Origin of the sequence: Pseudoalteromonas sp. 68 DY56-GL68, assembly GCF_041414825.1 — a bacterium.
Classification (GTDB): domain Bacteria; phylum Pseudomonadota; class Gammaproteobacteria; order Enterobacterales; family Alteromonadaceae; genus Pseudoalteromonas.
The window spans coordinates 44,691-66,844 of the sequence record NZ_JAOCZL010000022.1 but is presented as its reverse complement, the minus strand read 5'-3'; the positions used below and the strand labels follow the sequence as shown (position 1 = coordinate 66,844).

22 protein-coding genes are annotated in these 22,154 nt (G+C 41.8%); 4 read left to right on the top strand and 18 right to left on the bottom strand.

Features of this window, described 5'->3' with window-relative positions; genetic code table 11:
- Positions 1-117 precede the first annotated feature (117 nt).
- From NYF15_RS17445 to recQ, 4 genes are all read right to left on the bottom strand, one after another.
- Complete coding sequence (locus NYF15_RS17445) at positions 118-678, bottom strand: mechanosensitive ion channel domain-containing protein (RefSeq protein ID WP_371354254.1); 561 nt, start codon at positions 676-678, stop codon at positions 118-120.
- Between the two features lie 64 nt (positions 679-742).
- Entirely contained in the window at positions 743-2,401 is a 1,659-nt protein-coding gene (locus tag NYF15_RS17440) for a BamA/TamA family outer membrane protein (protein WP_130151752.1), read from the bottom strand.
- Positions 2,402-2,525: 124 nt separating this feature from the next.
- Positions 2,526-2,822, bottom strand: coding sequence for a DUF3630 family protein (locus NYF15_RS17435; protein ID WP_371354253.1), 297 nt, complete (start codon positions 2,820-2,822; stop codon positions 2,526-2,528).
- Between the two features lie 7 nt (positions 2,823-2,829).
- The gene (gene recQ / locus NYF15_RS17430; RefSeq protein WP_371354252.1) at positions 2,830-4,653 is read right to left on the bottom strand and encodes a DNA helicase RecQ; all 1,824 of its coding nucleotides are present in this window, start codon (positions 4,651-4,653) and stop codon (positions 2,830-2,832) included.
- 251 nt (positions 4,654-4,904) lie between these two features.
- Between recQ and rarD the strand changes: the two genes are divergently transcribed.
- The gene (gene rarD / locus NYF15_RS17425) at positions 4,905-5,828 is read left to right on the top strand and encodes an EamA family transporter RarD (RefSeq protein WP_371354251.1); all 924 of its coding nucleotides are present in this window, start codon (positions 4,905-4,907) and stop codon (positions 5,826-5,828) included.
- A gap of 3 nt (positions 5,829-5,831) precedes the next feature.
- On the opposite strand, the gene NYF15_RS17420 is transcribed toward rarD, so the two are convergent.
- Both NYF15_RS17420 and NYF15_RS17415 read right to left on the bottom strand, forming a co-directional pair.
- Entirely contained in the window at positions 5,832-7,067 is a 1,236-nt protein-coding gene (locus NYF15_RS17420; protein WP_371354250.1) for a diguanylate cyclase, read from the bottom strand.
- A 78-nt stretch (positions 7,068-7,145) separates the two neighbouring features.
- On the bottom strand, positions 7,146-7,520 hold the full coding sequence (locus tag NYF15_RS17415) for a DUF413 domain-containing protein (protein ID WP_130151724.1): 375 nt from the start codon (positions 7,518-7,520) through the stop codon (positions 7,146-7,148).
- Between the two features lie 90 nt (positions 7,521-7,610).
- Between NYF15_RS17415 and NYF15_RS17410 the strand changes: the two genes are divergently transcribed.
- Both NYF15_RS17410 and NYF15_RS17405 read left to right on the top strand, forming a co-directional pair.
- Positions 7,611-8,465 (top strand): LysR family transcriptional regulator, encoded by an 855-nt coding sequence (locus NYF15_RS17410; RefSeq protein ID WP_371354249.1) that lies wholly within the window; start codon positions 7,611-7,613, stop codon positions 8,463-8,465.
- Positions 8,466-8,662: 197 nt separating this feature from the next.
- Positions 8,663-9,595, top strand: coding sequence for a porin (locus NYF15_RS17405; protein ID WP_062567382.1), 933 nt, complete (start codon positions 8,663-8,665; stop codon positions 9,593-9,595).
- A 67-nt stretch (positions 9,596-9,662) separates the two neighbouring features.
- On the opposite strand, the gene recG is transcribed toward NYF15_RS17405, so the two are convergent.
- The 3 genes from recG to asnC are packed head-to-tail and all read right to left on the bottom strand — an operon-like array spanning position 9,663 to position 13,012.
- Entirely contained in the window at positions 9,663-11,744 is a 2,082-nt protein-coding gene (gene recG, locus NYF15_RS17400; RefSeq protein WP_371354248.1) for an ATP-dependent DNA helicase RecG, read from the bottom strand.
- Positions 11,745-11,782: 38 nt separating this feature from the next.
- Positions 11,783-12,499 (bottom strand): tRNA (guanosine(18)-2'-O)-methyltransferase TrmH, encoded by a 717-nt coding sequence (gene trmH / locus NYF15_RS17395; RefSeq protein WP_237119726.1) that lies wholly within the window; start codon positions 12,497-12,499, stop codon positions 11,783-11,785.
- 54 nt (positions 12,500-12,553) lie between these two features.
- Positions 12,554-13,012, bottom strand: a complete 459-nt coding sequence (asnC, locus tag NYF15_RS17390) for a transcriptional regulator AsnC (protein WP_062567385.1) — start codon at positions 13,010-13,012, stop codon at positions 12,554-12,556.
- Between the two features lie 188 nt (positions 13,013-13,200).
- On the opposite strand from asnC, the gene asnA reads away from it, so the two are divergent.
- Positions 13,201-14,196, top strand: a complete 996-nt coding sequence (gene asnA, locus NYF15_RS17385) for an aspartate--ammonia ligase (RefSeq protein WP_371354247.1) — start codon at positions 13,201-13,203, stop codon at positions 14,194-14,196.
- A 39-nt stretch (positions 14,197-14,235) separates the two neighbouring features.
- On the opposite strand, the gene NYF15_RS17380 is transcribed toward asnA, so the two are convergent.
- From NYF15_RS17380 to narJ, 9 genes are all read right to left on the bottom strand, one after another.
- Positions 14,236-15,840, bottom strand: coding sequence for a FapA family protein (locus tag NYF15_RS17380; protein WP_341803807.1), 1,605 nt, complete (start codon positions 15,838-15,840; stop codon positions 14,236-14,238).
- A 180-nt stretch (positions 15,841-16,020) separates the two neighbouring features.
- On the bottom strand, positions 16,021-16,413 hold the full coding sequence (locus tag NYF15_RS17375) for a RidA family protein (RefSeq protein ID WP_130151741.1): 393 nt from the start codon (positions 16,411-16,413) through the stop codon (positions 16,021-16,023).
- A gap of 11 nt (positions 16,414-16,424) precedes the next feature.
- A complete protein-coding gene (gene spoT / locus NYF15_RS17370) occupies positions 16,425-18,530 on the bottom strand; it encodes a bifunctional GTP diphosphokinase/guanosine-3',5'-bis pyrophosphate 3'-pyrophosphohydrolase (protein WP_371354246.1) in 2,106 nt (701 codons plus the stop codon).
- Positions 18,531-18,660: 130 nt separating this feature from the next.
- Positions 18,661-18,936, bottom strand: a complete 276-nt coding sequence (gene rpoZ / locus NYF15_RS17365; protein WP_054554225.1) for a DNA-directed RNA polymerase subunit omega — start codon at positions 18,934-18,936, stop codon at positions 18,661-18,663.
- Positions 18,937-19,041: 105 nt separating this feature from the next.
- Positions 19,042-19,662, bottom strand: coding sequence for a guanylate kinase (gmk, locus tag NYF15_RS17360; protein WP_371354245.1), 621 nt, complete (start codon positions 19,660-19,662; stop codon positions 19,042-19,044).
- 103 nt (positions 19,663-19,765) lie between these two features.
- Positions 19,766-19,906: a hypothetical protein gene (locus NYF15_RS17355; RefSeq protein ID WP_237119725.1), complete on the bottom strand. Its 141-nt coding sequence runs from the start codon at positions 19,904-19,906 to the stop codon at positions 19,766-19,768.
- Between the two features lie 16 nt (positions 19,907-19,922).
- Positions 19,923-20,699, bottom strand: coding sequence for a peptidylprolyl isomerase (locus NYF15_RS17350; protein ID WP_371354244.1), 777 nt, complete (start codon positions 20,697-20,699; stop codon positions 19,923-19,925).
- Positions 20,700-20,744: 45 nt separating this feature from the next.
- Positions 20,745-21,428: a respiratory nitrate reductase subunit gamma gene (narI, locus tag NYF15_RS17345; RefSeq protein WP_371354243.1), complete on the bottom strand. Its 684-nt coding sequence runs from the start codon at positions 21,426-21,428 to the stop codon at positions 20,745-20,747.
- Positions 21,429-21,438: 10 nt separating this feature from the next.
- Positions 21,439-22,152 (bottom strand): nitrate reductase molybdenum cofactor assembly chaperone, encoded by a 714-nt coding sequence (gene narJ, locus NYF15_RS17340; RefSeq protein ID WP_237119722.1) that lies wholly within the window; start codon positions 22,150-22,152, stop codon positions 21,439-21,441.
- Positions 22,153-22,154 lie beyond the last annotated feature (2 nt).

Sequence of the window (22,154 nt, the reverse complement as noted above, 5' to 3'; positions counted from 1 at the left end):
ACTTGATGAACTAAAAGCCTTTATTGCTAAAGTAAATAAAGAGCAAGGTCGCTAAGTTAAATCGTGGCTGTTTTAAATTAGACAGTTTTAGTGTGATTCAAAGCCGCAGATGCGGCTTTATTTTTTGGGGCCTAGAATACGTTTTGTCGATGCTGTTTTCGTTGGGGCAGGGGCTTTGTTGAGCACCATCACAGGGCGGGTAACAAAGATGTTATTAGGGTAAATAACTTTATGCCCATCAACGTGTTCAAGCACAACATTCATTAATCCCATTTCAGTAATGCGACCTTCAAGAAAGTTTGCGCCATCAATCACTCTTACCCAATAGCCAACACGGTAGTCGTTTTGAATGAACATGAGTAAAAAGGCTGTTAAGTTACTAAGAAGTGACCATGCAGCAAACAGTGCAACGCCGAGCATGGCAAAAATTGAGGAGCCAAGCACTAACAAACCACGCAACTCGATCCCCCAAAAAACTAATACTAAGCACAGCATAACAATGGCTAGAATAATATTTAGTAGGAGCTCTGCGCGGTATTCACGATGAGGATCGGCTTTTCCTTTGATTGCTTTAAGCAACAGCTTTTTCGTAGTTTTACGAAGCAACGGGTAAAGCAAAATCGCGATAATTGTGACGATTAAATGGTATTGCTCATTAAAAAGTTCGACGAAGTCCAAACGGGTTCCTAAGTTAAAGATTTACGCACCAATTTTAGCGTTTTAGGCTGTGAAAAACAGTACTTTAAAAAGTATTTTTAACGGTGACGAGCCACTGCACAGAGTCAATATCATCATCTTGTTTGTTAATTGGCGCAGCAATATCGAGGTGAATAACCGTGCCTGCATTTGCGCGACTTGGGGCTAAGCGAAGCCCAACTCCGACGTTTTGTAATACGTTGCCGTTGGAGCCATTGTCTTTATCGTTATACCAAGCACGGCCTATATCGTAAAAGGCTGCACCGCCGACTTTAAATAATTGTAGTAAGTCATATTCCCAATAATAGCGTTTTTCTAATGTTACTAGAAAGCTGCGATCACCTACTTGGTAATCCAAAGGGTAACCGCGTAAACCATTCTCGCCCCCTAAGGTTAGTTGCTTATCTGCGGTCAGGTTTTTTGCATATTGCAGACGCACTTTTGCATACCAAGTTTGTTGTATGCTGGTGTTTAAGTAGTACTGAACTTGTGAACTGGTTATTAAGTTTTCAACATCGTCTTGCTCTTCATTCCAATAGCCATCAATGTCTGCTTTGAAACGCCATAGTTGATTATCACCAGTGTAATGCGCTTTAGATAAAGAGAGCGAGTAAATGGTGCGGCTGGCATCATCACTTATATCTTTACTTGAATAGCCCAGTAAGGCACTAATATTCCAGCCTAAATTAAGATCCTCGGTGCGGTAGATACTGTCAAAATTTCTCACTTTAACAAAATGGTCTTCAAACCACTGGCCACGAATATAGGGGTAACTTACGTTACGATCATTGGCGATCGGTAAATGTGTTTCAGGAATGGCTGCAAAGGTATCTTCTCGGTTTTCAAACCCGATGCTAAGGCGCTGAGTCCAATTATTTGCAAAATGACGTGAGTGGCCAAAGTAGGCCCTATTTAAAATCGTTTTTTGTTCAAATTCGCTAACAACATCACCGCGGTAATATAGCGACTCACGACGCTGGTCAGAGTAACTCGTAAAACCATAGCTGTAAGGAGTATCTATTGAGAAAAAGGGATAACTTAAATCTATGTAGTGGCGTTTACCATCATCGTTGTCTGAGTATTCAATACGCCCTCGATAACGGCTAGATAGAATATTAGGATCATCATATACGAATAGATAACCGGTACGATCAGCATCACGCGTGCGCGAGAAAGAAACGCGTTTACCCCATCCTAAAAAGTTAGATTCACGAAAACCAATACTCGATTCGTTTTCACCGCCACTGCGGCTAAAGCTTATTTCAGGAAGCAAAGTCCATAAATCACGCGTCACGACCTTCACACGAACATTACCATCGCAATCAAGGTTAGCGTGAATGCGTGCGTCATATAGGTAGCCTTGCTTACGTAGGAGCCGCTCTGATTCTAGTAGCTTACGAGGGTTATAAGTATCGCCTTCACTGAACAGTAAAACGCTATGAATAACTTCAGGCTCCGTTGTCATGTGCGCACGGTTTGCAAAGCGAAATAAAAAGTTATCTTCTTCTTCAAGTTCAGTGTTGAAGACATTAAGTTGCTCAAGCTCGACAGCAACAATTTTACGATTTTCGGCGGCTTCGGGGAGTGGGTTGTCGGTATCAAGTTGGCGACGTAGGTTGTTATCTTGTGATTTAAGCGTACGTTGGTTTTGACAATAATTGTTATCATCACTAGGTAGCTGCTGCGCATATGCACTTGCTGCCATGCTTACTGTCAGTAATGTCGTTAACCGAGCAACAAAGTGCGACTGCTTAAATCCCATTTACACCCTTAGTTGTTTATGTCTTATACAGATACTACATACTAAGCGCAGAAAAAAGTCTAGCTTATTATTGTAACTGCATAACTAAATACTGATAAAGGTCAGCTAATAAGGCTGCTGCTTCAACGCCTTCGGCGTTAATCCAAATACTTTCACTGTAATGTTCAAAGTTTAGATTAAAACTATGATCTGTAAAGTGAAACCTTACTCTATGTCGATCAGCTCCCGCATCAAAGTCAGCGGTTTGAATAGCTGGAGCGTGCAGGAAAAGTGTAGCCCATAACGCAAAGTCTTCATCGGTGGGATGTTCGCTTGGCGTGATGATAATAACTTGATGTTTAGCATCGTATAAAAGTTCAGTCATACTTACCCTAGTTGGTTGCGAGGTAATCGCGAATGGTATTTAAAAACGGTGCCCCATACTTGTTAAGCTTTGTAAAACCAACACCCGATACTTTCAAGAACTCACTGTCATTGGTTGGCATTAGCTGCGCCATTTCAGCAAGGGTTTTATCATTGAACACTACATAAGGTGGCACATCGTCTGCATCTGCAAGCTCCTTACGTAGAGCACGCAGTCGCGCAAACAGCTTTTTATCGTAATTGAATTGAGCAAGTTTATCTTGGTATACGTGTTTCGCTTGAAGGCGGGGTTCTGCCAGTTGTAGGGCGTATTCACTTTTAAGCACTGCGCGTGCAGCTTCGGTTAAACGAAGCGAAGAACCTTGCGTGATGTCTTGGCTCAATAAACCCTGATGAATAAGCTGCCTTAAAATACTCAGCCAAAACTCCACACTGTGATCTTTACCTATCCCATAGGTGCTTAGCTGGTGGTGATTATTATCACGGATACGACTGGTGTTAGCGCCGCGCAACAGCTCAACAATATAACCAATACCAAAGCGTTGCTCAGCACGGTAAACACAGGATAGTGCTTGCTGGGCAACCAGTGTACCGTCAAAGCTTTTTGGTGGATTTAGGCAAATATCGCAGTTACCACACGTTTCGCGTTTGTATTCACTAAAATAATTGAGCAAGATCTGTCTGCGACAGGTTTGTGCTTCGGCAAAGCTGGCCATAGCGTTAAAGCGCTGCTCTTCAACACGGCGACGTTGCTCGTCCTCAATATCTTCAAAAAAGCGGCGGACGCGGCCGATATCAGCTGGATCAAAATACATAATCGCTTCTGCGGCAAGACCATCACGACCAGCACGACCTGTTTCTTGGTAATAGGCTTCAATACTTTTTGGAATATCGTAATGCACTACAAATCGCACGTTTGGTTTGTTGATACCCATTCCAAACGCAACGGTGGCGACCACAATTTGAATATCGTCACGAGCAAAGCCCGATTGTACAAATTGGCGTTGCTCGTTACTCATACCTGCATGATAAGCCGCGGCATTAAATCCTGCGTCAGCGAGCTTTTCAGCCACATCATCAACACGTTTTCGGCTGGTACAGTAAATTATACCGCTCTGATTTTGCTGCTCTTTTAAATAACGAAGTAGTTGCACCATCGGTTTGAACTTTTCTTCAATGGTGTAACGAATATTGGGTCTGTCGAAACTGCCTGTGTGCACGTATGGGTGATTAAGCTGGAGCTGTTCAATAATATCGTAGCGCGTTGCTTTGTCTGCTGTGGCAGTTAAGGCCATCATAGGCACATGCATAAAGCGCTGTTTTAATTCATTGAGCCTACAGTAATGTGGCCTAAAATCGTGCCCCCAATGCGATACACAATGGGCTTCATCAATCGCAAATAAGGCTAGCTTAAGATGGCTCAAACGCTCTAAAAAATCATGCTGTAAGACTTTTTCTGGTGCAACATATAAAAGCTTAATTTGACCATAATGCAGTTGCTGATACACCGTTTGTTGCTCTTCAAATGGCAAGCTATTGTTAATATAGGCGGCTTGAACACCAAGGGCACGAAGTTGCGCAACTTGATCTTGCATGAGGGAAATAAGTGGCGAAATAACCACTGTGACGCCATCAAGGATCAAAGCAGGTACTTGATAGCACAATGACTTACCACCGCCAGTAGGAAGCAGCACGAGCGAATCTTGTCCGTCTAGCGCGGCGGCTATAATAGCGTGTTGGCCATCACGAAACTCACTGTAACCAAATACTTGTTTGAGTACGGCTTGTGGTGAGCGAATGGGTGTGTTGGTTGTTGCGGTATTGGTATTCATCGCGAGCATTTTAGTGTTTTTTTATAGCGATGTCTTTAGCAATATACCCAAACGACCTCAAGATGCAGAATTTAGCGTTTCACAGGGGCTTAATATCAAGGCGTTACTTTGCAACAATCAGTCCCTTTTAAGAAGTAATAACGATGAGAGTAAGTGCCTGTGGAGCGCCCAAAAGGTTTATTTAACCCGTTTTAGTTGCGCAGTTAGAAAGGGGGCGTAAAATAGTGTTTTTAATCAATAAAGCCTAACTTATGCCTACCAATACCGAACAGCGAAAAGGGGTCATTTTCGCGTGTTTAGCCTTTTTTATGTGGGGCTTAGCACCCATTTATTTTAAGCTTCTACAAGATATTTCTGCTTTTGAAATATTGATGCACCGTGTTATTTGGTCGGTGTTATTTTTACTTCTTATTATTGCTGTTCGTCATCAGTGGCAGCGAATTCGAGTTGCTTTAAGTCAGCCTAAACTGCTGTTTATGCTGGTGGTTACCGCTACCTTGTTGGGCTTTAATTGGGGGTTGTTTATTTGGGCTGTAAATAATAACCACATGCTGGATGCAAGCTTAGGTTATTACATAAATCCGCTTTTAAATGTATTACTAGGGATGCTTTTTTTGGGTGAGCGTTTACGTAAGTGGCAAGGTGTTGCAGTAGGTTTAGCCTTGTGCGGGGTACTGTTACAGTTAGTAAGTTTTGGTTCTTTCCCTGTGGTTGCGTTCTCATTGGCGGGCTCGTTTGCTATTTATGGTTTACTACGTAAAAAGCTGCCTATTGAGTCATTACCAGGCTTGTTGCTCGAAGCGCTAATTTTACTGCCTGTTGCATTGATTTACTGGTGGTTAATGGTACCGACTACAAGCTCAGATTTTACGGCTAATAATTGGCATATTAACTTATTGCTGATCAGTGCTGGTGTTGTGACAACTTTACCTCTTTTATGCTTTACAGGTGCAGCTAAGCGCTTGCAATACAGTACCTTAGGTTTTTTCCAGTATATAGGTCCGAGTTTAATGTTTGTGCTTGCTGTGGCGTTTTATGGTGAAGTATTTGATGCTGAGCGGGTGGTCACATTTGCGTGTATTTGGAGTGCGTTGGCATTATTTAGTTGGGACTCTTATCGCCAAAGCCGTAAGCAGCGAAAAGCACAGCTAGCCGCCGTAACTAAGCCAGTATAGAGCTTAACTCACTAGTTTGTTACGGCCACTTTCTTTGGCTTGATAAAGTTTTAAGTCGGCCTGTTTTATAAGTTCATCAAGGCTATAAACAGGCCCATTATGAAAGCCTATCGATAAGGTGAAGGCTACCTTATCTTTACTAAATTCAGTACTGTGCTTTTGGACAAAAAGACGAAACTTTTCTAATCGTTGGTATGCTTTTTCAGCGTCTTGATCTGCAAAGTACACCGCAAACTCTTCACCACCAAAACGACCAACAAGGTTATCTTTGAAGTAGGTTTGCATACATTGTGCTAGCCCTTTTAAAACTTCATCCCCTGCATCGTGGCCGTATTTATCGTTAATTGCTTTAAAGTGATCTACATCGATCATTCCTAAAGAGACTTGATTGTTGGCAAGTTTAGCGGCTTTTAAGTGGCTATTTGCTTCACCAAAAAAGTAGCGGCGGTTAGGGAGTTTTGTAAGATAGTCAGTGTTTGCCTGTAAACGAATCGTTTTAATATTCTCAAGCATGTCGACGTTCTGGCTAAGCCGACAATAAAATTCTTCGCTATTAAATGGTTTACGCAGGTAGTCATCTGCACCTGATTTTAAAAAGCGTGTTGAAAGATGCAATGTATCCAGTGCTGATATACCGATAATTGCTTTTTCGTCGTTTGAGTATAAACGGCGAATCTCGACACAGAGCTCATCACCGTTCATATTCGGCATTTCGTTGTCGGTGATAATGACGGAAATGGTTGGATTTTCAGCGAGGACTTTTAATGCTTGTACACCATCTTCAGCCTCTAATACTTGGTATTTATGCCGTGTAAGCAGGTTACAAATATAATGACGAGTGGATGCAGAATCATCAACCACGAGTACTTGAATTTGCTCATTACGAGGTAAGCGAGTAAGTTGTTTCTCTAGGTATTGATATGCCTGTTTATTTTCTTTAGTGATGTAATCAATAATAGGGTGTTTTTCAACAATATTGCGTGTGGTTTCATCAAGGTTACCAGTCATTACAATGGTAGGGATGTCGGCTGCAATGGTACAAGGTACGGCTTCGCCAGTTGGCGCATCAGGAAGAATAAAATCAACAACAGCGCAAAAGTAACTGTGTTGGTTAATGAGCTCCTTTGCTTCTGCTAAAGAACTGGCAATATCCGCTTCATAGCCAACTTTTTGCGCGATATGCTTTTGCACTCGCGCAATGGTTGGCGTATCTTCAATTATTAATAGTCTTCGAGTCACAACTTGCCTTGTAATAACTTATTGGCGAAACAAAAGTTATTACAAGTTTTAACCCTAAAAGGGTAAAAAAGCAAATCGTTATAAGCTGTCTGACTCAGAATAATATTCAACACTTTGCGATGTTGGACTTGCAATTCGAGAACGACCAAATAAAGTGTGAAACTTAGTTTTGCAGGTTGTCTGTTTAAGGTATTTTATCCAAGCGCGCTCAATCGGATTAGTGGCTTCTAAATTACCTGTAACAACTTGTACAAATTGAGTTTGAAATTCATTTTGTGGTTCTAGGGTTTTGTTGTATAAACCCTTTAATATAACACCATGCTGTTCGAGAATGTCGGCTTCTAGCAAAGTGAAGTGACCACTACGACCAAAACCGCGTGGGAAATTTTGATCATCATAAAATTGACGTTGGCTTGCAAATGCCTGACGAAGTGATGAAATGTCAATGCTCATGGCTTTATCCTCATGCCCTAATTTCTTGCAGGAGTATGGATCAAGTTGTCGATTTTATTAAACAAGTTATTTTTATCGTAAGGGTAAAAAATGGATATCGATTTATTGAAGACTTTTGTTGAAGTCGTGCGCACGCGCCATTTCGGCAAAGCAGCTGAGAATTTATATATTACGCAGTCTGCGGTGAGTTTTCGGATCCGACAATTAGAGCAAGGTCTAGGTGTTAACTTATTTATTCGCCAGCGTAATAATATTCAATTAACAGCTCCAGGCGAGCGATTATTGCCTCATGCACAAATGATCATAACTGGCATGCAAAGGGCAAAAGTCGATGTAGCTCTGGCGGATAATATGCACAAGCAAATTAGCCTAGCAGGCACCCCAAATGTTTGGGATGCATTTTTGCAGTTTGGTATTACTAATATAGTCTCTGCAATGCCTGGTGTGTCACTTGTTGCTGAAGTTAAGGCTCAGCAAGAAAGCACTCGTTTATTACTAGAGCGTACATTAGATCTTGCTGTGCTGTTCGATCCTCCGAAGGTGGATGAACTTGTTGTTAAGCGAATATGTGAACTACCAATCATTCCTGTTAGTGCTTTTGAAGCTGCAAATAGTGAAAACTTTTTCGATAAGCAGTATGTGTATGTTGATTGGGGAACGTCCTTTTCGTTATGGCATGCACGTGAGTTTAATGGCCACGCACCTCCTTATTTTAGAACCAGTACAGGACGTATAGCACTCGATTTAATTTTAAAATGCGGCGGCAGTGCATTTATTCCTCAACTACTGGTTGAGGAGCAATTAAAGGCGGGTGAACTTTATCATGTTGAAGATGTGGCCCACACGTCCCGTGATGTGTTTGTTGCGTATCATAAAGACAATGAACAAACCCCTTTATTAGAAAAGTTAGTGACCTTATTAATTGCGCTGAAAATAAAAGCTTAAAGTTAACTTAATTTAGCTTTCATAAAAATTTAATGCTGTAACAGAGTGTTGCGTTTTTATTTCAAGAATATTCATATTTTATGAAGCTAAATTGACGTTTTTATTTCAGCTGTCATCTTTCTGTCATTTTTCGCTGGCACACTGCGCTCAATCAAACACGAGTATGTGTTTTTTGTTGCGATTATTGAGGAAACGACATGAAATTTGCAAAGTCTAGCTTATTCCTAGCTTTATTTGGTGGTTTATCTTTTTCTGCATTAGCTGATGTAGATTTATATGGTAAAGCCAACGTGACTGTTCAATCATCAGATGATGGCGAAGGGTCTTTTACTGAAATTAAAAGCAATAACTCACGTTTTGGCTTAAAAGGTTCTGAGAAGCTAACTGAAGGCTTAGAAGCTGTATACAAATTTGAGTTTGGTGTTGATGTCTCTGATGCTGATTCGAAAGGCGATAACGATGACAACATTACTGCACGTAACCAATATGTAGGTGTTAAAGGTGGCTTTGGTCAAGTTGTAATTGGTCGTAATGACACTGCAATGAAGCAGTCTCAAGGTAAAATTGATTTATTTAATGACCTTGAAGGTGATATTAAAAACGTATTCAAAGGTGAGAATCGTTTAGGTGATTCTATCTCTTATGCATCAAATGATTTTAGCGGTTTCAAAGTATTAGCGACTTACATCGCGGAAGATGATGTAGATGCTGATGATGGATACTCAGTAGCACTGACGTATGGTGACGCTAAACTTAAAGAAAGCAAAATATACGCTTCTGTTGCAGCAGACAGTGAAGTGAAAGGCTACGATATTGTTCGTGCGACAGTGCAAGGTAAAGTTGGCGACTTCAAACTAGGCGCAATGTACCAAACACAAGAAAAAGTAGATGGCAGTGCAGAGGCTGACGGCTATTTAGTGAATGCGGCTTATCAAATGAATAGCAATACATTTAAAGTTCAATATCAAGTAATTGACTTTGATGAAGGCGACAAGAAAACAGCTATTTCAGCAGGTGTTGATCACAAGCTAAGCAAAAACACTAAGGTATTTGGTTTCTACTCAACATTTGATACTGACAACCAAGTTGATCAAGACTACTTAGGTGTTGGTATTGAGTACAAGTTTTAATCCTCTAAAGGAATAACTCCCTTACTTGTTAGCCCAGCATCTGCTGGGCTTTTTTGTATTATCTGTATTACGCTAAGGCGTAGTCGGACTTGCCAGCAAGCCAACGTTGAATAAGCTTTTCACTTTGTGTGGGGAATTGCTCAAGCATTTTAAATGCGATTGGGCGTACTTGTGTTAAGGTTTGTTTATCACGGCTCAAGTCAGCGATTTTAAAATCAGCTAAGCCTGTTTGTTTTGTGCCAAGTACTTCACCTGGACCGCGAATTTCGAGGTCTCTTTCGGCGATAACAAAGCCATCATTGCTTTCACGCAGCACTCCTAAACGTTTTTGAGCAGTTGCAGAAAGCGGAGCATGATAAAGTAATACACAGTGTGATGCTGTTGCACCACGTCCAACACGGCCACGTAATTGGTGTAACTGAGCAAGCCCTAATCGTTCTGGATTTTCAATTATAATCAGGCTCGCATTGGGCACATCAACCCCCACTTCAATCACTGTCGTTGCAACTAATACGTGAATATTTCCCGCTTTAAACTCGCTCATAATGGCTTGTTTTTCAGCGGCTTTCATACGGCCATGTACTAAGCCTACCTGCAATTCAGGAAGTACATTTTTTAATTGTTCGGCGCTGTCTTCTGCTGCTTGGCATTGCAGTACTTCCGATTCATCGATTAAGGTGCAAACCCAATATACTTGACGGCCCTGCTCTTGGCAGGCTGTTTTGACCCGTTGAATAATTTCATCACGGCGAGTATCGGGGATTGCGACTGTCGTAATCGGTGTTCGGCCAGGGGGAAGTTCGTCTATGATGGAGGTTTCTAAGTCTGCATACGCTGTCATTGCTAAAGTGCGGGGAATAGGTGTTGCGGTCATAACGAGTTGATGTGGGTAGCAATCACCAAAACGCCCTTTTTCACGCAGCGATAAGCGCTGATGCACACCAAAGCGGTGTTGCTCATCAATAATAATTAAAACAAGGTTATTAAACTCAACCTGATCTTGAAATAGTGCATGCGTACCCACAATCATTTGTGCTTCGCCAGAGGCTATTTTTTCGAGTGTGACAGTGCGCTCTTTACCTTTGCTTTTACCTCCAAGCCATGCGACTTCAATACCGAGTTCTTTAAACCATTGGCTAAAATTGATGCCATGTTGTTCTGACAAAATTTCGGTAGGTGCCATAAGTGCCACTTGGTAACCTTCACTAATCGCTGTTAAAGCGCTCAATGCTGCGACTAACGTTTTACCTGAACCAACATCTCCTTGCACTAACCTCATCATTGGGAAGGGATGTTGTAAGTCTCCTTTGATTTCTGCAACCACCCGACTCTGCGCATTAGTTGGGCTAAAAGGGAGTTGTGTTAAAAACTGTTGTTCAAGTTGATTATGCGGTGTTAAAGCGACCGCTTTGACACTTTGACCTTTTTGACGAAGTTTTAATAAGCTGATGTTTTGTGCCAGTAACTCTTCAAATACAAGCCGTTGCTGTGCAGGGTGAAAGCCTTGCTCCAGTGCCGTTAAATCAACATCATTTTGTGGGCGGTGCAGAGTTAAAAGTGCATCACTTAAACGCATGCCAGTTGGTTGAAATTGTTCTGGCAATAATTCTTCTACAGGGTATTTTGCAAGTAAGTTGAGCGCTTGATCACTTAAAGCACGAATAGACAGCTGCTTCAGCCCTTCTGTGACAGGATAAACCGGTGTCAGGGTTGTGTTTGTTGGTTGCTCTGACGGAGTGTCTGACAAACTATATTCAGGGTGAGTCATTTCAAAGCCAACCCGCCCACGGCGTATTTCGCCAAAGCAGCGTATGATTTTACCTGTACTCAGTGCATTTTTTTGTGCCGCATTAAAGTTAAAAAAACGCAGCGTTAAGCGACCCGTGCCATCATTCACTTGGCATACCAACATACGGCGCTTGCCAAATGTGATTTGGCTTGTTTCCACAGTGGCTTCAATGCTGACATGGCTGTGAGGTTGTAAGTCACATATGGCATGTATACGAGTGCGGTCTTCGTAGCGATGAGGCAAATGAAACAGCATATCTTGCACTGTGTTTATTCCCAGCTTAGCAAGACGCTCGGCCATTTTAGGGCCAACGCCTTTTAATTCAGTAATAGGATAGTGTGCTAAGCTAGGGTGACTCAAAGGTGACTCAAATTATTAATTAGTAGACTTTTTTCAGTTTACTTGCACTCGTCAGTGGCTTCAAGCGTTTGCGTGTGCTTTAACGTGTGCCAAAAGATGTCATCAGCAACGATTTCGCCATTTTCATCAAGAGCAGGGTAGGGAAGCGCTTTTTCGCGGCATTGCTCAGCAATAATGGGGTGGCAACCTTCAAACAAAATACGGTGCTTCACTTTTTCATCGAGCATATTACGGTTATACAAGCCAGCTTCTTCGCGTTGGCGTTGTGCTTCAAACAAAATAAGTGCCGCTGCGACAGAAACATTCAGCGATTGCACCATACCTTGCATAGGGATGATGATGTTCTTATCTGCATGTTCAAGCGCACGAGGTGAAATGCCATCACGTTCTTGCCCAACAATCACAGCGGTTGGTTTGGTGTAATCTATTTCACGAAAATCAACGGCATCATCAGTTAAATTGGTTGCCAAAATTTGCACATCGGGGTTGTGGGCTCTCATCATAGCAACAGCATCATCAATATTGCGGTGTAAGTGAGTTTCGAGCCAATTCTTACTCCCACCAGAGGTATTATTGGTGAGCCACTTTTGATTATCAGGCCACACAGCATGTACGTGATGACAGCCAGTGGCGTCTGCTGTGCGGGCAATGGCCGACAAATTATGATGCTTGTGTACTTCTTCTAAGCAAACGGTTAGGTCTGTTTGACGGCGATCTAACACGCGCTTCACACGCTCAAAGCGAGTTGTATCCATAGTTATGTGCTCGTTGGCAGATTCTAATTGGTGCTGATTATACGCAGTATAGTGCTAAGGCACTACCGCTCTACTAATTGGATTTTGTAAGGAGATCAGTGTCTCGGTGGATTGAATAGCCTCGATTGCTTGAATCTTATTAATTAACACATCTTGTAGATGATCAATAGAGCGTGCCATCACTTTGATAAATATACTGTAGTTGCCTGTGGTGTAGTAGGCTTCAACCACTTCTTCTAACTCTTTTAAATGTAATAAAGTTTGCGGGTAATCGCGGGCATTATTCAAGTTAATACCTATAAAACAGCATACATCGTAACCGAGTTGCTTTGCATTAATGCTTACCTGAGTGCCCGTAATGATGCCAGCTTGTTTCATCTTTTCGACTCTGACATGAATAGTGCCAGCACTTACAGCAAAGCGTTTAGCTAATTCTGCATACGCTGTGCGCGCATTTTCCATTAAGGCATTAAGGATGTTTTTATCGAGATTGTCGATTTGATAATTTTCCATCGTATTTCTTAGTGTTAATTGTTGAATCAATAAAATTTATAGCATTATTTTTATGAAAATTTCAATGTTAAGTTCTTTTTATTAACGGTTATTGAAAATAACCTTTATTTAGTTGAGGATTGTTTTAACGAAGAGATTTCAGTTCTCTATTAAGCAAGTAACAATAACTGGGAATGAGGCCAATTATTATGAGTTCACACTACCTAAAGCAACAGCAGCAAATAAGCAAAGTAAAACAGTTCTTTTCAAGCCAACTTGAACAACAATTAGGGCTTGTTGAAGTACAAGCGCCAATTTTGGCTAAAGTCGGCGATGGTATACAAGATAACTTAAGCGGTACTGAAAATGCTGTGTCGGTAGCGGTGAAAACGATTCCTAGCAGTCAATTTGAAGTGGTGCACTCACTTGCGAAGTGGAAAAGAAAAACACTTGCAGATCATGACTTCTCTGTAGGTGAAGGCCTTTATACGCATATGAAAGCACTTCGTCCTGATGAAGAATCATTAAGCCCAATTCATTCAGTGTATGTAGATCAGTGGGATTGGGAGAAAGTTATCTGTGAGAGCACTGAGCGCACTTTAGATAAGCTCAAAGAAACCGTCACATCAATTTATCAAGCAATAAAATCAACAGAGCGCTTTGTTGCCAGTGAGTTTGGTTTAACGCCGTTCTTACCAGAGCAAATTACTTTTGTGCACAGTGAACAATTACGACAAATGTATCCCGATTTCACCGCAAAACAGCGTGAAAAGGCCGTCGCTCAAGAATATGGTGCAGTATTTCTAATTGGTATCGGTGGCGCACTTGCCGATGGGAAAATTCATGATGTGCGTGCCCCTGATTATGACGACTGGTCTACTAAAACCTGTAGTAAATTTTCCGGTTTAAATGGCGACATTCTAGTTTGGAATCCAGTGCTTGAAGATGCATTCGAAATATCATCAATGGGTATTCGTGTTAGCCCTGATGCACTTGCCACACAGTTGGCAATTACAGGTGACCAAGCACGCCTTGAGTTTGATTGGCACAAAGCATTGTTAGCGAAAAAATTTCCACAAACAATTGGTGGTGGGATTGGTCAATCACGTTTAGTGATGTTGTTGTTACAAAAACAGCATATTGGTCAGGTGCAAGTGGGTGTATGGCCGGAGCAATTGAAGCAGCAGGTTGACGGTATTCTTTAAATTAATGCTGTAAGTTAAAAAGAGGCTTTAAACCTCTTTTTAACTTGTTTTGAACTCAACTTCGATTTTATTTTCTTCCAGCTTCACTTTACAAGGCGGGTATTGGCGATTAGTTCGTAATACTTTGTCAAAAATATGAATTTCGACTCCTGAGTGAAGCGCTTTATTCACGACCAATTCGGCATCTTCGAGTAAGTCATGCAGATGGTGTTCTAAGCTTGATAGCTTTTTCTCTAATTGTTCGGCTTGTTGACAATAATGGTTTTGTGTCGCGCCTATTTTTGCGAGTAAAAGCTTTTTCTTTTCAGCATCTTTGACTTGATCTGCTTTTTCAATGGCTTCTTGCAATGTATCAAGCTGAGAGTCTGTTTGTGCGAGGTCTTTTAAACATTGGTCGGTTTCTGCTGTCACATCGGCGCCTGATGCGGCAAGGTTTACAACCATTTTAGCCCCTGATTCGTTGCCAATTTCACCAGCAAGAATTATTTGCGCATCGAGGATTTCTCCGCCAAATAACTTACCTTGCGGGTTATCTTCTTGGCCAACTTGCAACAGCTTTTTGGCTTTCATGATACAGTGGCTCGATTGGCGCTCTATAATAATATTATTGGCTTCTAAGTAACTATATTGGCCGTGTGATAGGTGAATATCACCTTGGCTAATAATATTACATGATAGCGTTTTATCATCGAGCTGATGACCAATCACACCTTGCTTAATGGTTATATCGCCAATAGCTGATAGATGACCAGATTCAACTGTTCCCATCACTGTAATATCACCTTTGGCATTTATACGCATGCCAGGTTCGACATTGTGAGTGACAATAACACTTCCTTCAAAATCAACATGACCACTTTTAACGTTTACGTCAGCAATAGTGAAAATATCATCGACACGCATGCCGTTAGCAATATCCACTGGCACGCCTGAAATTGCTGAAACTAATTCTAGCGGATTATTTTTTGAAATCTCTGTGCCTTCGCCTGCAACAAGTGCGCTGCTTTCACCTGCTTTTGCGGGTAGCACATCGCCAGTGACGGTAAATCCCTCTTTACCTGGGGTAGCGGGTATTTGTTTTACCAATAATACACCCGGTTCAACGCTGGCTAATTTACCAAAGTCGCGCATATCAACGGTGCCATCTTCGCGCAGTGTTGGCTTTTTCAATCGGTCTTTTAATGTTTCAACTTGTGGTACTAGCTTAGATGGCTGCCCATCAACAGGTAAACGCCCTTTTGCTACGACACCTTTTACCTTTTCTCCCGCGGGAAGCTCAAGTTGTTGTTGCAATAGCTTTTCTAAGTAGGCTTGTTTATAACCACGTGCGACACCTGCTTTGATTAGCTCTTTTTTGGCGTTTTCTAGGCTCATGATTGTGCCACCTTCGGCAAGTGTTAACTCGCCTGTAGCCAGCATTTTGTCATCACTGAGTGTTATTTCGAGGCTTGCATCATGCTTTGAGGCAACAACAAGCGTACGCTCTTTCATATCGGTTTTGAAAAAGTTGTTGATGGCATCATGATCCACTCTGCATTCACAGAAAGATGACTTCTCTAGTGCCTCAATGATAAAGGCAGCACTAGGTGGTGAGTGTTCATGAACATCCAATAAGATGTTTCCGTTATGAGCCAGCTTAAACACGTGGAGATCCTTTTATACTACGATAGCTAAAGGTATATATTTCTAATTAAAACTAGAATTATTAACACAGATTGCTAGAGAATTGCTTTTGAGTCAAGAGTTTCGGCTGAGAGATATGGGGATTTTTATAATAAAGTGCCAGCTATAAAAATAGCTGGCACGACAGATCAAAAGTGGCGATTAGTTTGTAGAAGGTAGCTCCATAATGCCATCAATCTCGACTTGTACACCTTTTGGTAATGCACGAACACCAATTGCTGCACGTGCTGGGTAAGGTTGTTTGAAGTATTGGCTCATCACGTCGTTAACAATCGCGAAATTAGATAGGTCAGTTAAGAAGATATTAACCTTAACCATGTCTTGAATTTGCCCGCCGGCAGCTTGACATACAGCCGTTAAATTTTTAAATACTTGATGAGTTTGCTCAGTAAAGTCTTCTGAAATCACTTCCATTGTTTCTGGTACAAGTGGAATTTGGCCTGATAAATAAACGGCCGTGCCTACTTTAACAGCTTGGCTGTAAGTGCCAATTGCAGCAGGTGCATTATCAGTAGAAATAAAAGATTTGTTCATGATTATCCTTGTTACTTTTTACGATAGACTCGCTGTACATCAGGCATCACACGAATGCGACGCATGATGTTGGCAACGTGAATACGATTTTTCACTGTAATGCCTAAGTCTATCATGTATAAATTACTTTCTTTTTCGTCGGTTGCTATCTCGACAATGTTTGCTTGGGTTGAAGCCACAACATTGGTAAGTTTAGCAAGTGCACCCTGATGGTTAATTATCTCAATCCGAAGGGCTGCAATGTATTCTTTTTCTGGGTTGTCATCCCATTTCACAACCAAGTATTTAGAGCGTTCTTTCTCCCAACCACGAATGTTTTTACATTCTTGGCGGTGAACGGTAAGGCCCTTACCTTGACTGATATGCGCAGTGATAGCATCTCCAGGTACAGGGCGACAGCATTTAGAGTAGTTAACTAACATGCCTTCGGTACCAATGATGGTTGCTTTGGCTTTTTTCGCGATATCGTTTAAGTCGTCGGTTTCTTCTTGTACTAGACGTTTTGCGATAAGTACACTCATTAGATTGCCAGAACCAATTTCAACAAGTAACTCTAGAACAGTATTTAGCTCATGCTCTGTTAGGACGCGTTGAATGTTCTCGTCTGGAATATCATCCAGTTTATGTTCGCCAAGGGCTGAATCCAGTAATCGACGGCCAAGTAACATTGCTTCTTCGTGTTGTTGGCTCTTCAGGTAATTACGAATACCAAGGCGCGCTTTTCCAGTGACGACAAAGTTTAGCCATGTCGCATTAGGATGTGCGCCTGAGCTGGTTATCACTTCCACGGTTTGACCCGTATCAAGCGCTTTGCTCAGTGGGTGAGGCTTACGGTTTACGCGAGCTCCAACACAGGTATTACCAACATCAGTATGAACCGCATAGGCAAAGTCAACAGCCGTTGCGCCCATAGGCAGCTCTACAATTCGGCCATCAGGGGTAAATACATAAATTTCTTCAGGGAATAGCTCTGTTTTAACGTTTTCAACAAACTCAAAAGACGAGCCTGCACTTTGCTGAAGCTCCAGTAAGCTTTGCATCCATTGGCGTGCACGTTGCTGTGCGGTATGGCCTGCGCTATCACCGGCTTTTTTATACATCCAATGAGCGGCAACCCCTTTGTCGGCCATATGATCCATGTCGTGGGTACGAATTTGAATCTCAACAGGAATACCGTGTGGACCAACTAATGAAGTATGAAGCGATTGATAACCATTGGTTTTTGGCACCGCAATGTAATCTTTGAAACGGGTTTCGATTGGCTTGTAAAGGTTATGAGCAACACCTAACACGCGATAACAGGTATCCATGCTGTCTACGTTAATGCGAAACGCATAAATATCCATCACTTCATTAAACGACAGCTCTTTATTAAGCATTTTTTTGTAAATGCTGTAGAGGTGTTTTTCGCGACCTGAAATAGTGGCGTCGATACCTGCTTCTTCTAAGCGTGCTTCTATTTCACTTTTAATGTTACTGATGACTTCTTTTCGATTACCGCGAGCTTTTACCACTTCAGATTTTAAAGCACGATGACGCATTGGGTAGAGTGCCTGAAAGCCTAAATCTTCCAGTTCATTTTTAATATCATGAATACCTAAACGGTTAGCGATTGGCGCATAAATTTCGAGTGTTTCGCGGGCAATACGACGGCGTTTGTCGGGACGAAGTGCGCCTAAAGTGCGCATATTATGTGTTCGGTCAGCAAGCTTGATCAAGATAACACGAATATCTTGAGTCATGGCCATAATCATTTTGCGATAATTTTCAGCTTGGAATTCTTTTTTATCTTTAAAGCTGAGCTTATCGAGCTTACTTACCCCTTCTACTAGTTCGGCGACAGTATCACCAAATATTTCGGCTAAATCTTGTTGACTAAAATCGGTATCTTCAATCACATCATGCATCAGGGCTGCCATGAGTGTTTCGTGATCTAAATGCATACCAGCAAGAATTTGTGTCACTTCGACGGGGTGGGTAATGTAGGGCTCGCCGCTTGAGCGAGTTTGCCCTTCGTGGGCTTCACGAGCTACCACGTAGGCTTTTTGTACCAGCTCTATATCAGCAGGCGACAAATATTCGGAAATTTTCTTTTTTAGACCTTCAAAAAGATACAAAGTCACACTCCAATGCGCTAATGAAGTAAATCGGTAACGGTATGAATAGAATATACGATGAAAAGAAGGGCTTGCCAACGGCTAGTGCAGAAATACTAGCCGTATAGCGAAATCAAAGCGGGGAGCTTGATTATTGGTTACCACCAACGATAGCAGCAACAGCAGCCATTTCAGCGGCTTCTTGGTGTTGTTGTTCTTCACGGTCAATTAAGTCCATTGAAGAGCTGTCAACTAACCCTTTTTCAATTTCACGTAAAGCAATGACTGTCGGTTTGTCATTTTCAGCATCAACAAGTGGATCTTTACCACCTACTGCGATTTGGCGGGCACGACGAGCCGCAACTAAAATTAAGTCAAAACGATTACCAATTGCATCTACTGCATCTTCAACAGTTACGCGAGCCATCTTAGCACTCCAAATAAATTTTTAAGCAAAGGCGTAGTTTACTGTACCAAGTTACATTCGCCAATAGCTTGTGGTTAATTTTTATCTTTATTACCTAAAATTGTATTATTTAAGTAAGGCGTTCAATAATTTTTGATGGCGAATAGTTTGGCTTTTGAGTGACAAACGTTTTGCCATTACAATTGTTTCGATTTCAGCAAGCGCAGTATCAAAGTCATCATTCACAACCACATAATCATATTCATTATAGTGGGATGTTTCAGATTGTGCCTTTGCCATTCTGCCAGCGATTACCTCAGCAGAGTCTTGACCACGGTTATTTAAACGTGATTCAAGCTCTTCTTTAGACGGCGGAAGAATGAAGATGGTTTCAACATCATCCACTAATTTGCGGATTTGCTGAGCACCTTGCCAATCAATATCTAAAAATACATCTATGCCAGCGTCGAGCTGAGTTTCAATCGCTTTTTTAGAGGTGCCGTAATAATTATCGAAAACTTGCGCCCATTCAAAGAAATCATTCTTGTCAATCAGTGCTTTAAATTCCTCAACCGACACAAAATGATAATGCACACCGTTTTCTTCGCCAGGGCGAGGTGAACGCGTTGTGTGTGAAACCGATACCTTCATATCGCTGTGTTTGTTTAGTAATGCACCAATTAAGCTTGATTTACCTGCACCTGAAGGGGCCGATAAGATAAATAAATTTCCGCGAGTTTGCGCCATGATCTGTCTCTATTGAAAATAAATAGGCTCGGACTATCGCTAATCCAAGCCTTTAATTTATCTATTGTACTTTATTTCGCTAAAAGTGCTCAAGTTTCAGGAATTACTCGTCTTCATTTTCAGGGACTGCCTGCTCCTCACCTTTGTGCTTTGTGGTATCAGATGTAGCTTGCTCACTCGGGGTGTTGGTTTGTTCCGTTGGTTTAGTCGTGTCTTGCCCACCACAGGCTCCGCAACAACTCATATGTTTCTCCTTTATCTTATTGTACAAGCGGACTGCTGCTGACATTAAAGTCGAAGCCTTCAATATCGGCGTCAGCAATTAATAGTTGGATATATTGCGCTATGGCTTTGCGCTCTACTTTTTTATTCAGGTAGTCTTCAATACGTGACTTCACGGCTTCAAAAGGCAGCTGTAGCCCAGGTTCTTTATGATCAACATAAACAAGGTGATAACCAAAGCGGGTTTCAATAGGGTGAGCAATTAAGCCAACCTCAGCACTGAATACTTGACGTTCAAACTCACTGACGGTTTGTCCTTTTGTTATTTGACCAAGTTGGCCACCTAATTGAGCCGAATCACATTTTGAATATTGCTGTGCAAGCTCACTAAAAGAAGCGCCTTCAGAGAGTGCACTTAGTAGGCTTTCAGCTTGATTAAGCGCATTGCTGCGCGCCTTTTCATCACTACTTGGTGCTGCAAGTAAAATATGTTTTGCTGCAATCAGTGGGGGAGTGGTGAATTTTGTTTTATTTTGTTGATAATAATGTTCGCACTCAGTCGCACTGGCACGGGGTAATTGCACTTCTGCTGCGATGAGTTTTTCGAGCAATTTATTTTGTCGTTGTTCGTCACTCTCTGAATTGTGCGTCTCTAGGTTGATGTTGAGCAATTGCGCGCGTTGCTGTAACAATTCGCCAATGATCAAACTCTGTGCAGCTTCTACCATTGCAGCGCGATGATCGTCGGCTGGGTGATACTGCATTTCATTAAGAATTTGTGTTTCGCTAATAGTATGTTGATTAACGTTAATCATATCGACCTCGCGGGGGATGCCCTGTCGAAACAGGGCATGATCTGGTTAAGATTTGCTACGAACCACTTGGTAGTTACGGCTTAAGTATTGTACTGGTACGCTGGCAATATGAACTAAGCGACTAAATGGGAATACCACAAATAATGTCATGCCGAGTGCAACATGCAGTTTATAAATCCAATGAACTTGTGTAATTGCTTCGGTTGCTTCGGTTAAATCAAAGGTCACAATGTTTTGTGCCCAGCTCATTAGTAGCAGCATTTCTGCACCGTCTAAATGGTTTGCTGAGACAAAAATTGATAATAAACCTAAAATTAATTGCACGTATAACAGCAGTAAAATTGCAATATCCATATTGCTGCTTGTGGCTCTAATACGCGGTTCAAATAGACGGCGTTTGATTAAAATGGTTAGGCCGTAAAAACAAATCAAACCAAACACACCGCCGAGTGTCATGGCAATGAGTTGCTTGTGACCTGCTTCAATACCAAACACATGCCAGATTTCTGCTGGTGTGAGTAAGCCAACAAAGTGACCAAGCAATACCATAATGATACCAATATGGAATGCGCGGCTGCCTTGTTTGAGCTTTTTACTTTCAAGTAGTTGGCTTGAGCCTGTTTTCCATGTGTACTGTTCTCGGTCGTAACGAATTATCGTGCCAATAACAAACACGGCTAAGGCGATGTAGGGATAAATCCCAAAGAAAAAGGTGTTTAAATAACTCATGATGAACTCCTTAACTGGCTTCTTGATTAAAGTCAGTCCAGCTAACTGGAACATATTGATCTTTGCGCTGAGATTCGTCAGGGCGATTGACTGAGCTTGGGCAGTTGGTTGCATCTTGTGCACCAAAAGTTATGGCTTCTTCTTCCCACTCTTTATCAATGGCTTGTTTCGTATCGTCGCGTTTTTCACCGTTGATTTGCTTGCGTAATGCATCGAGATCTAAATCACTCTGGGCAAGCTCTAACAGGCTTGAAAAGAGTAATGAGTAGTCACTTTCTCGTTTTTCAAGACGGCATAGTAGCAGGCCAAAAATATGGTCTACTTCGACCAGCCAAGACTGAGCATTTGCTTCGCCTTGGGTTGCTAAGAACTCTAAAAACAGGGGGATGTAGTCAGGTAGTTCATTTTGACTTAACTCTAAACCAGCCTGTTTGTATTGCTCTACTAAGTCGACCATGGCTTGACCACGGTCACGGCTTTCGCCGTGAACATGTTCAAAAAGCCACAGACCAAGCGCGCGTCCACGTTCAAACAATCCGTCATACTCGGCTTGCCAGTCGAGTATGTCTTTTTCACATTGTGAAGTGATAAAAGCACAGACAGCACGTTGATTTTGTTCTGTTAGTGAACTTTGTTTAAGGGTACTGATTAGCTCATCTTTCGCTTGTATAAGCTCAGGAGTTGGATAATCAAGTAAATGAGAAAATACACTTAAAACTTGCATAA

Excerpts from the sequence above, each read along its gene's own strand:
- rpoZ (WP_054554225.1), bottom strand. The coding sequence starts at position 18,936 with ATGGCTCGCGTAACTGTTGAAGATGCAGTAGATGCAATTGGTAATCGT.
- narI (WP_371354243.1), bottom strand. The coding sequence starts at position 21,428 with ATGAGTTATTTAAACACCTTTTTCTTTGGGATTTATCCCTACATCGCC.
- NYF15_RS17410 (WP_371354249.1), top strand. The coding sequence starts at position 7,611 with ATGGATATCGATTTATTGAAGACTTTTGTTGAAGTCGTGCGCACGCGC.
- narJ (WP_237119722.1), bottom strand. The coding sequence starts at position 22,152 with ATGCAAGTTTTAAGTGTATTTTCTCATTTACTTGATTATCCAACTCCT.
- asnC (WP_062567385.1), bottom strand. The coding sequence starts at position 13,012 with ATGGAAAATTATCAAATCGACAATCTCGATAAAAACATCCTTAATGCC.
- gmk (WP_371354245.1), bottom strand. The coding sequence starts at position 19,662 with ATGGCGCAAACTCGCGGAAATTTATTTATCTTATCGGCCCCTTCAGGT.
- recQ (WP_371354252.1), bottom strand. The coding sequence starts at position 4,653 with ATGAATACCAATACCGCAACAACCAACACACCCATTCGCTCACCACAA.
- NYF15_RS17375 (WP_130151741.1), bottom strand. The coding sequence starts at position 16,413 with ATGAACAAATCTTTTATTTCTACTGATAATGCACCTGCTGCAATTGGC.
- NYF15_RS17405 (WP_062567382.1), top strand. The coding sequence starts at position 8,663 with ATGAAATTTGCAAAGTCTAGCTTATTCCTAGCTTTATTTGGTGGTTTA.
- NYF15_RS17440 (WP_130151752.1), bottom strand. The coding sequence starts at position 2,401 with ATGGCAGCAAGTGCATATGCGCAGCAGCTACCTAGTGATGATAACAAT.
- asnA (WP_371354247.1), top strand. The coding sequence starts at position 13,201 with ATGAGTTCACACTACCTAAAGCAACAGCAGCAAATAAGCAAAGTAAAA.
- NYF15_RS17355 (WP_237119725.1), bottom strand. The coding sequence starts at position 19,906 with ATGAGTTGTTGCGGAGCCTGTGGTGGGCAAGACACGACTAAACCAACG.
- NYF15_RS17350 (WP_371354244.1), bottom strand. The coding sequence starts at position 20,699 with ATGATTAACGTTAATCAACATACTATTAGCGAAACACAAATTCTTAAT.
- trmH (WP_237119726.1), bottom strand. The coding sequence starts at position 12,499 with ATGGATACAACTCGCTTTGAGCGTGTGAAGCGCGTGTTAGATCGCCGT.
- NYF15_RS17415 (WP_130151724.1), bottom strand. The coding sequence starts at position 7,520 with ATGAGCATTGACATTTCATCACTTCGTCAGGCATTTGCAAGCCAACGT.
- NYF15_RS17435 (WP_371354253.1), bottom strand. The coding sequence starts at position 2,822 with ATGACTGAACTTTTATACGATGCTAAACATCAAGTTATTATCATCACG.
- rarD (WP_371354251.1), top strand. The coding sequence starts at position 4,905 with ATGCCTACCAATACCGAACAGCGAAAAGGGGTCATTTTCGCGTGTTTA.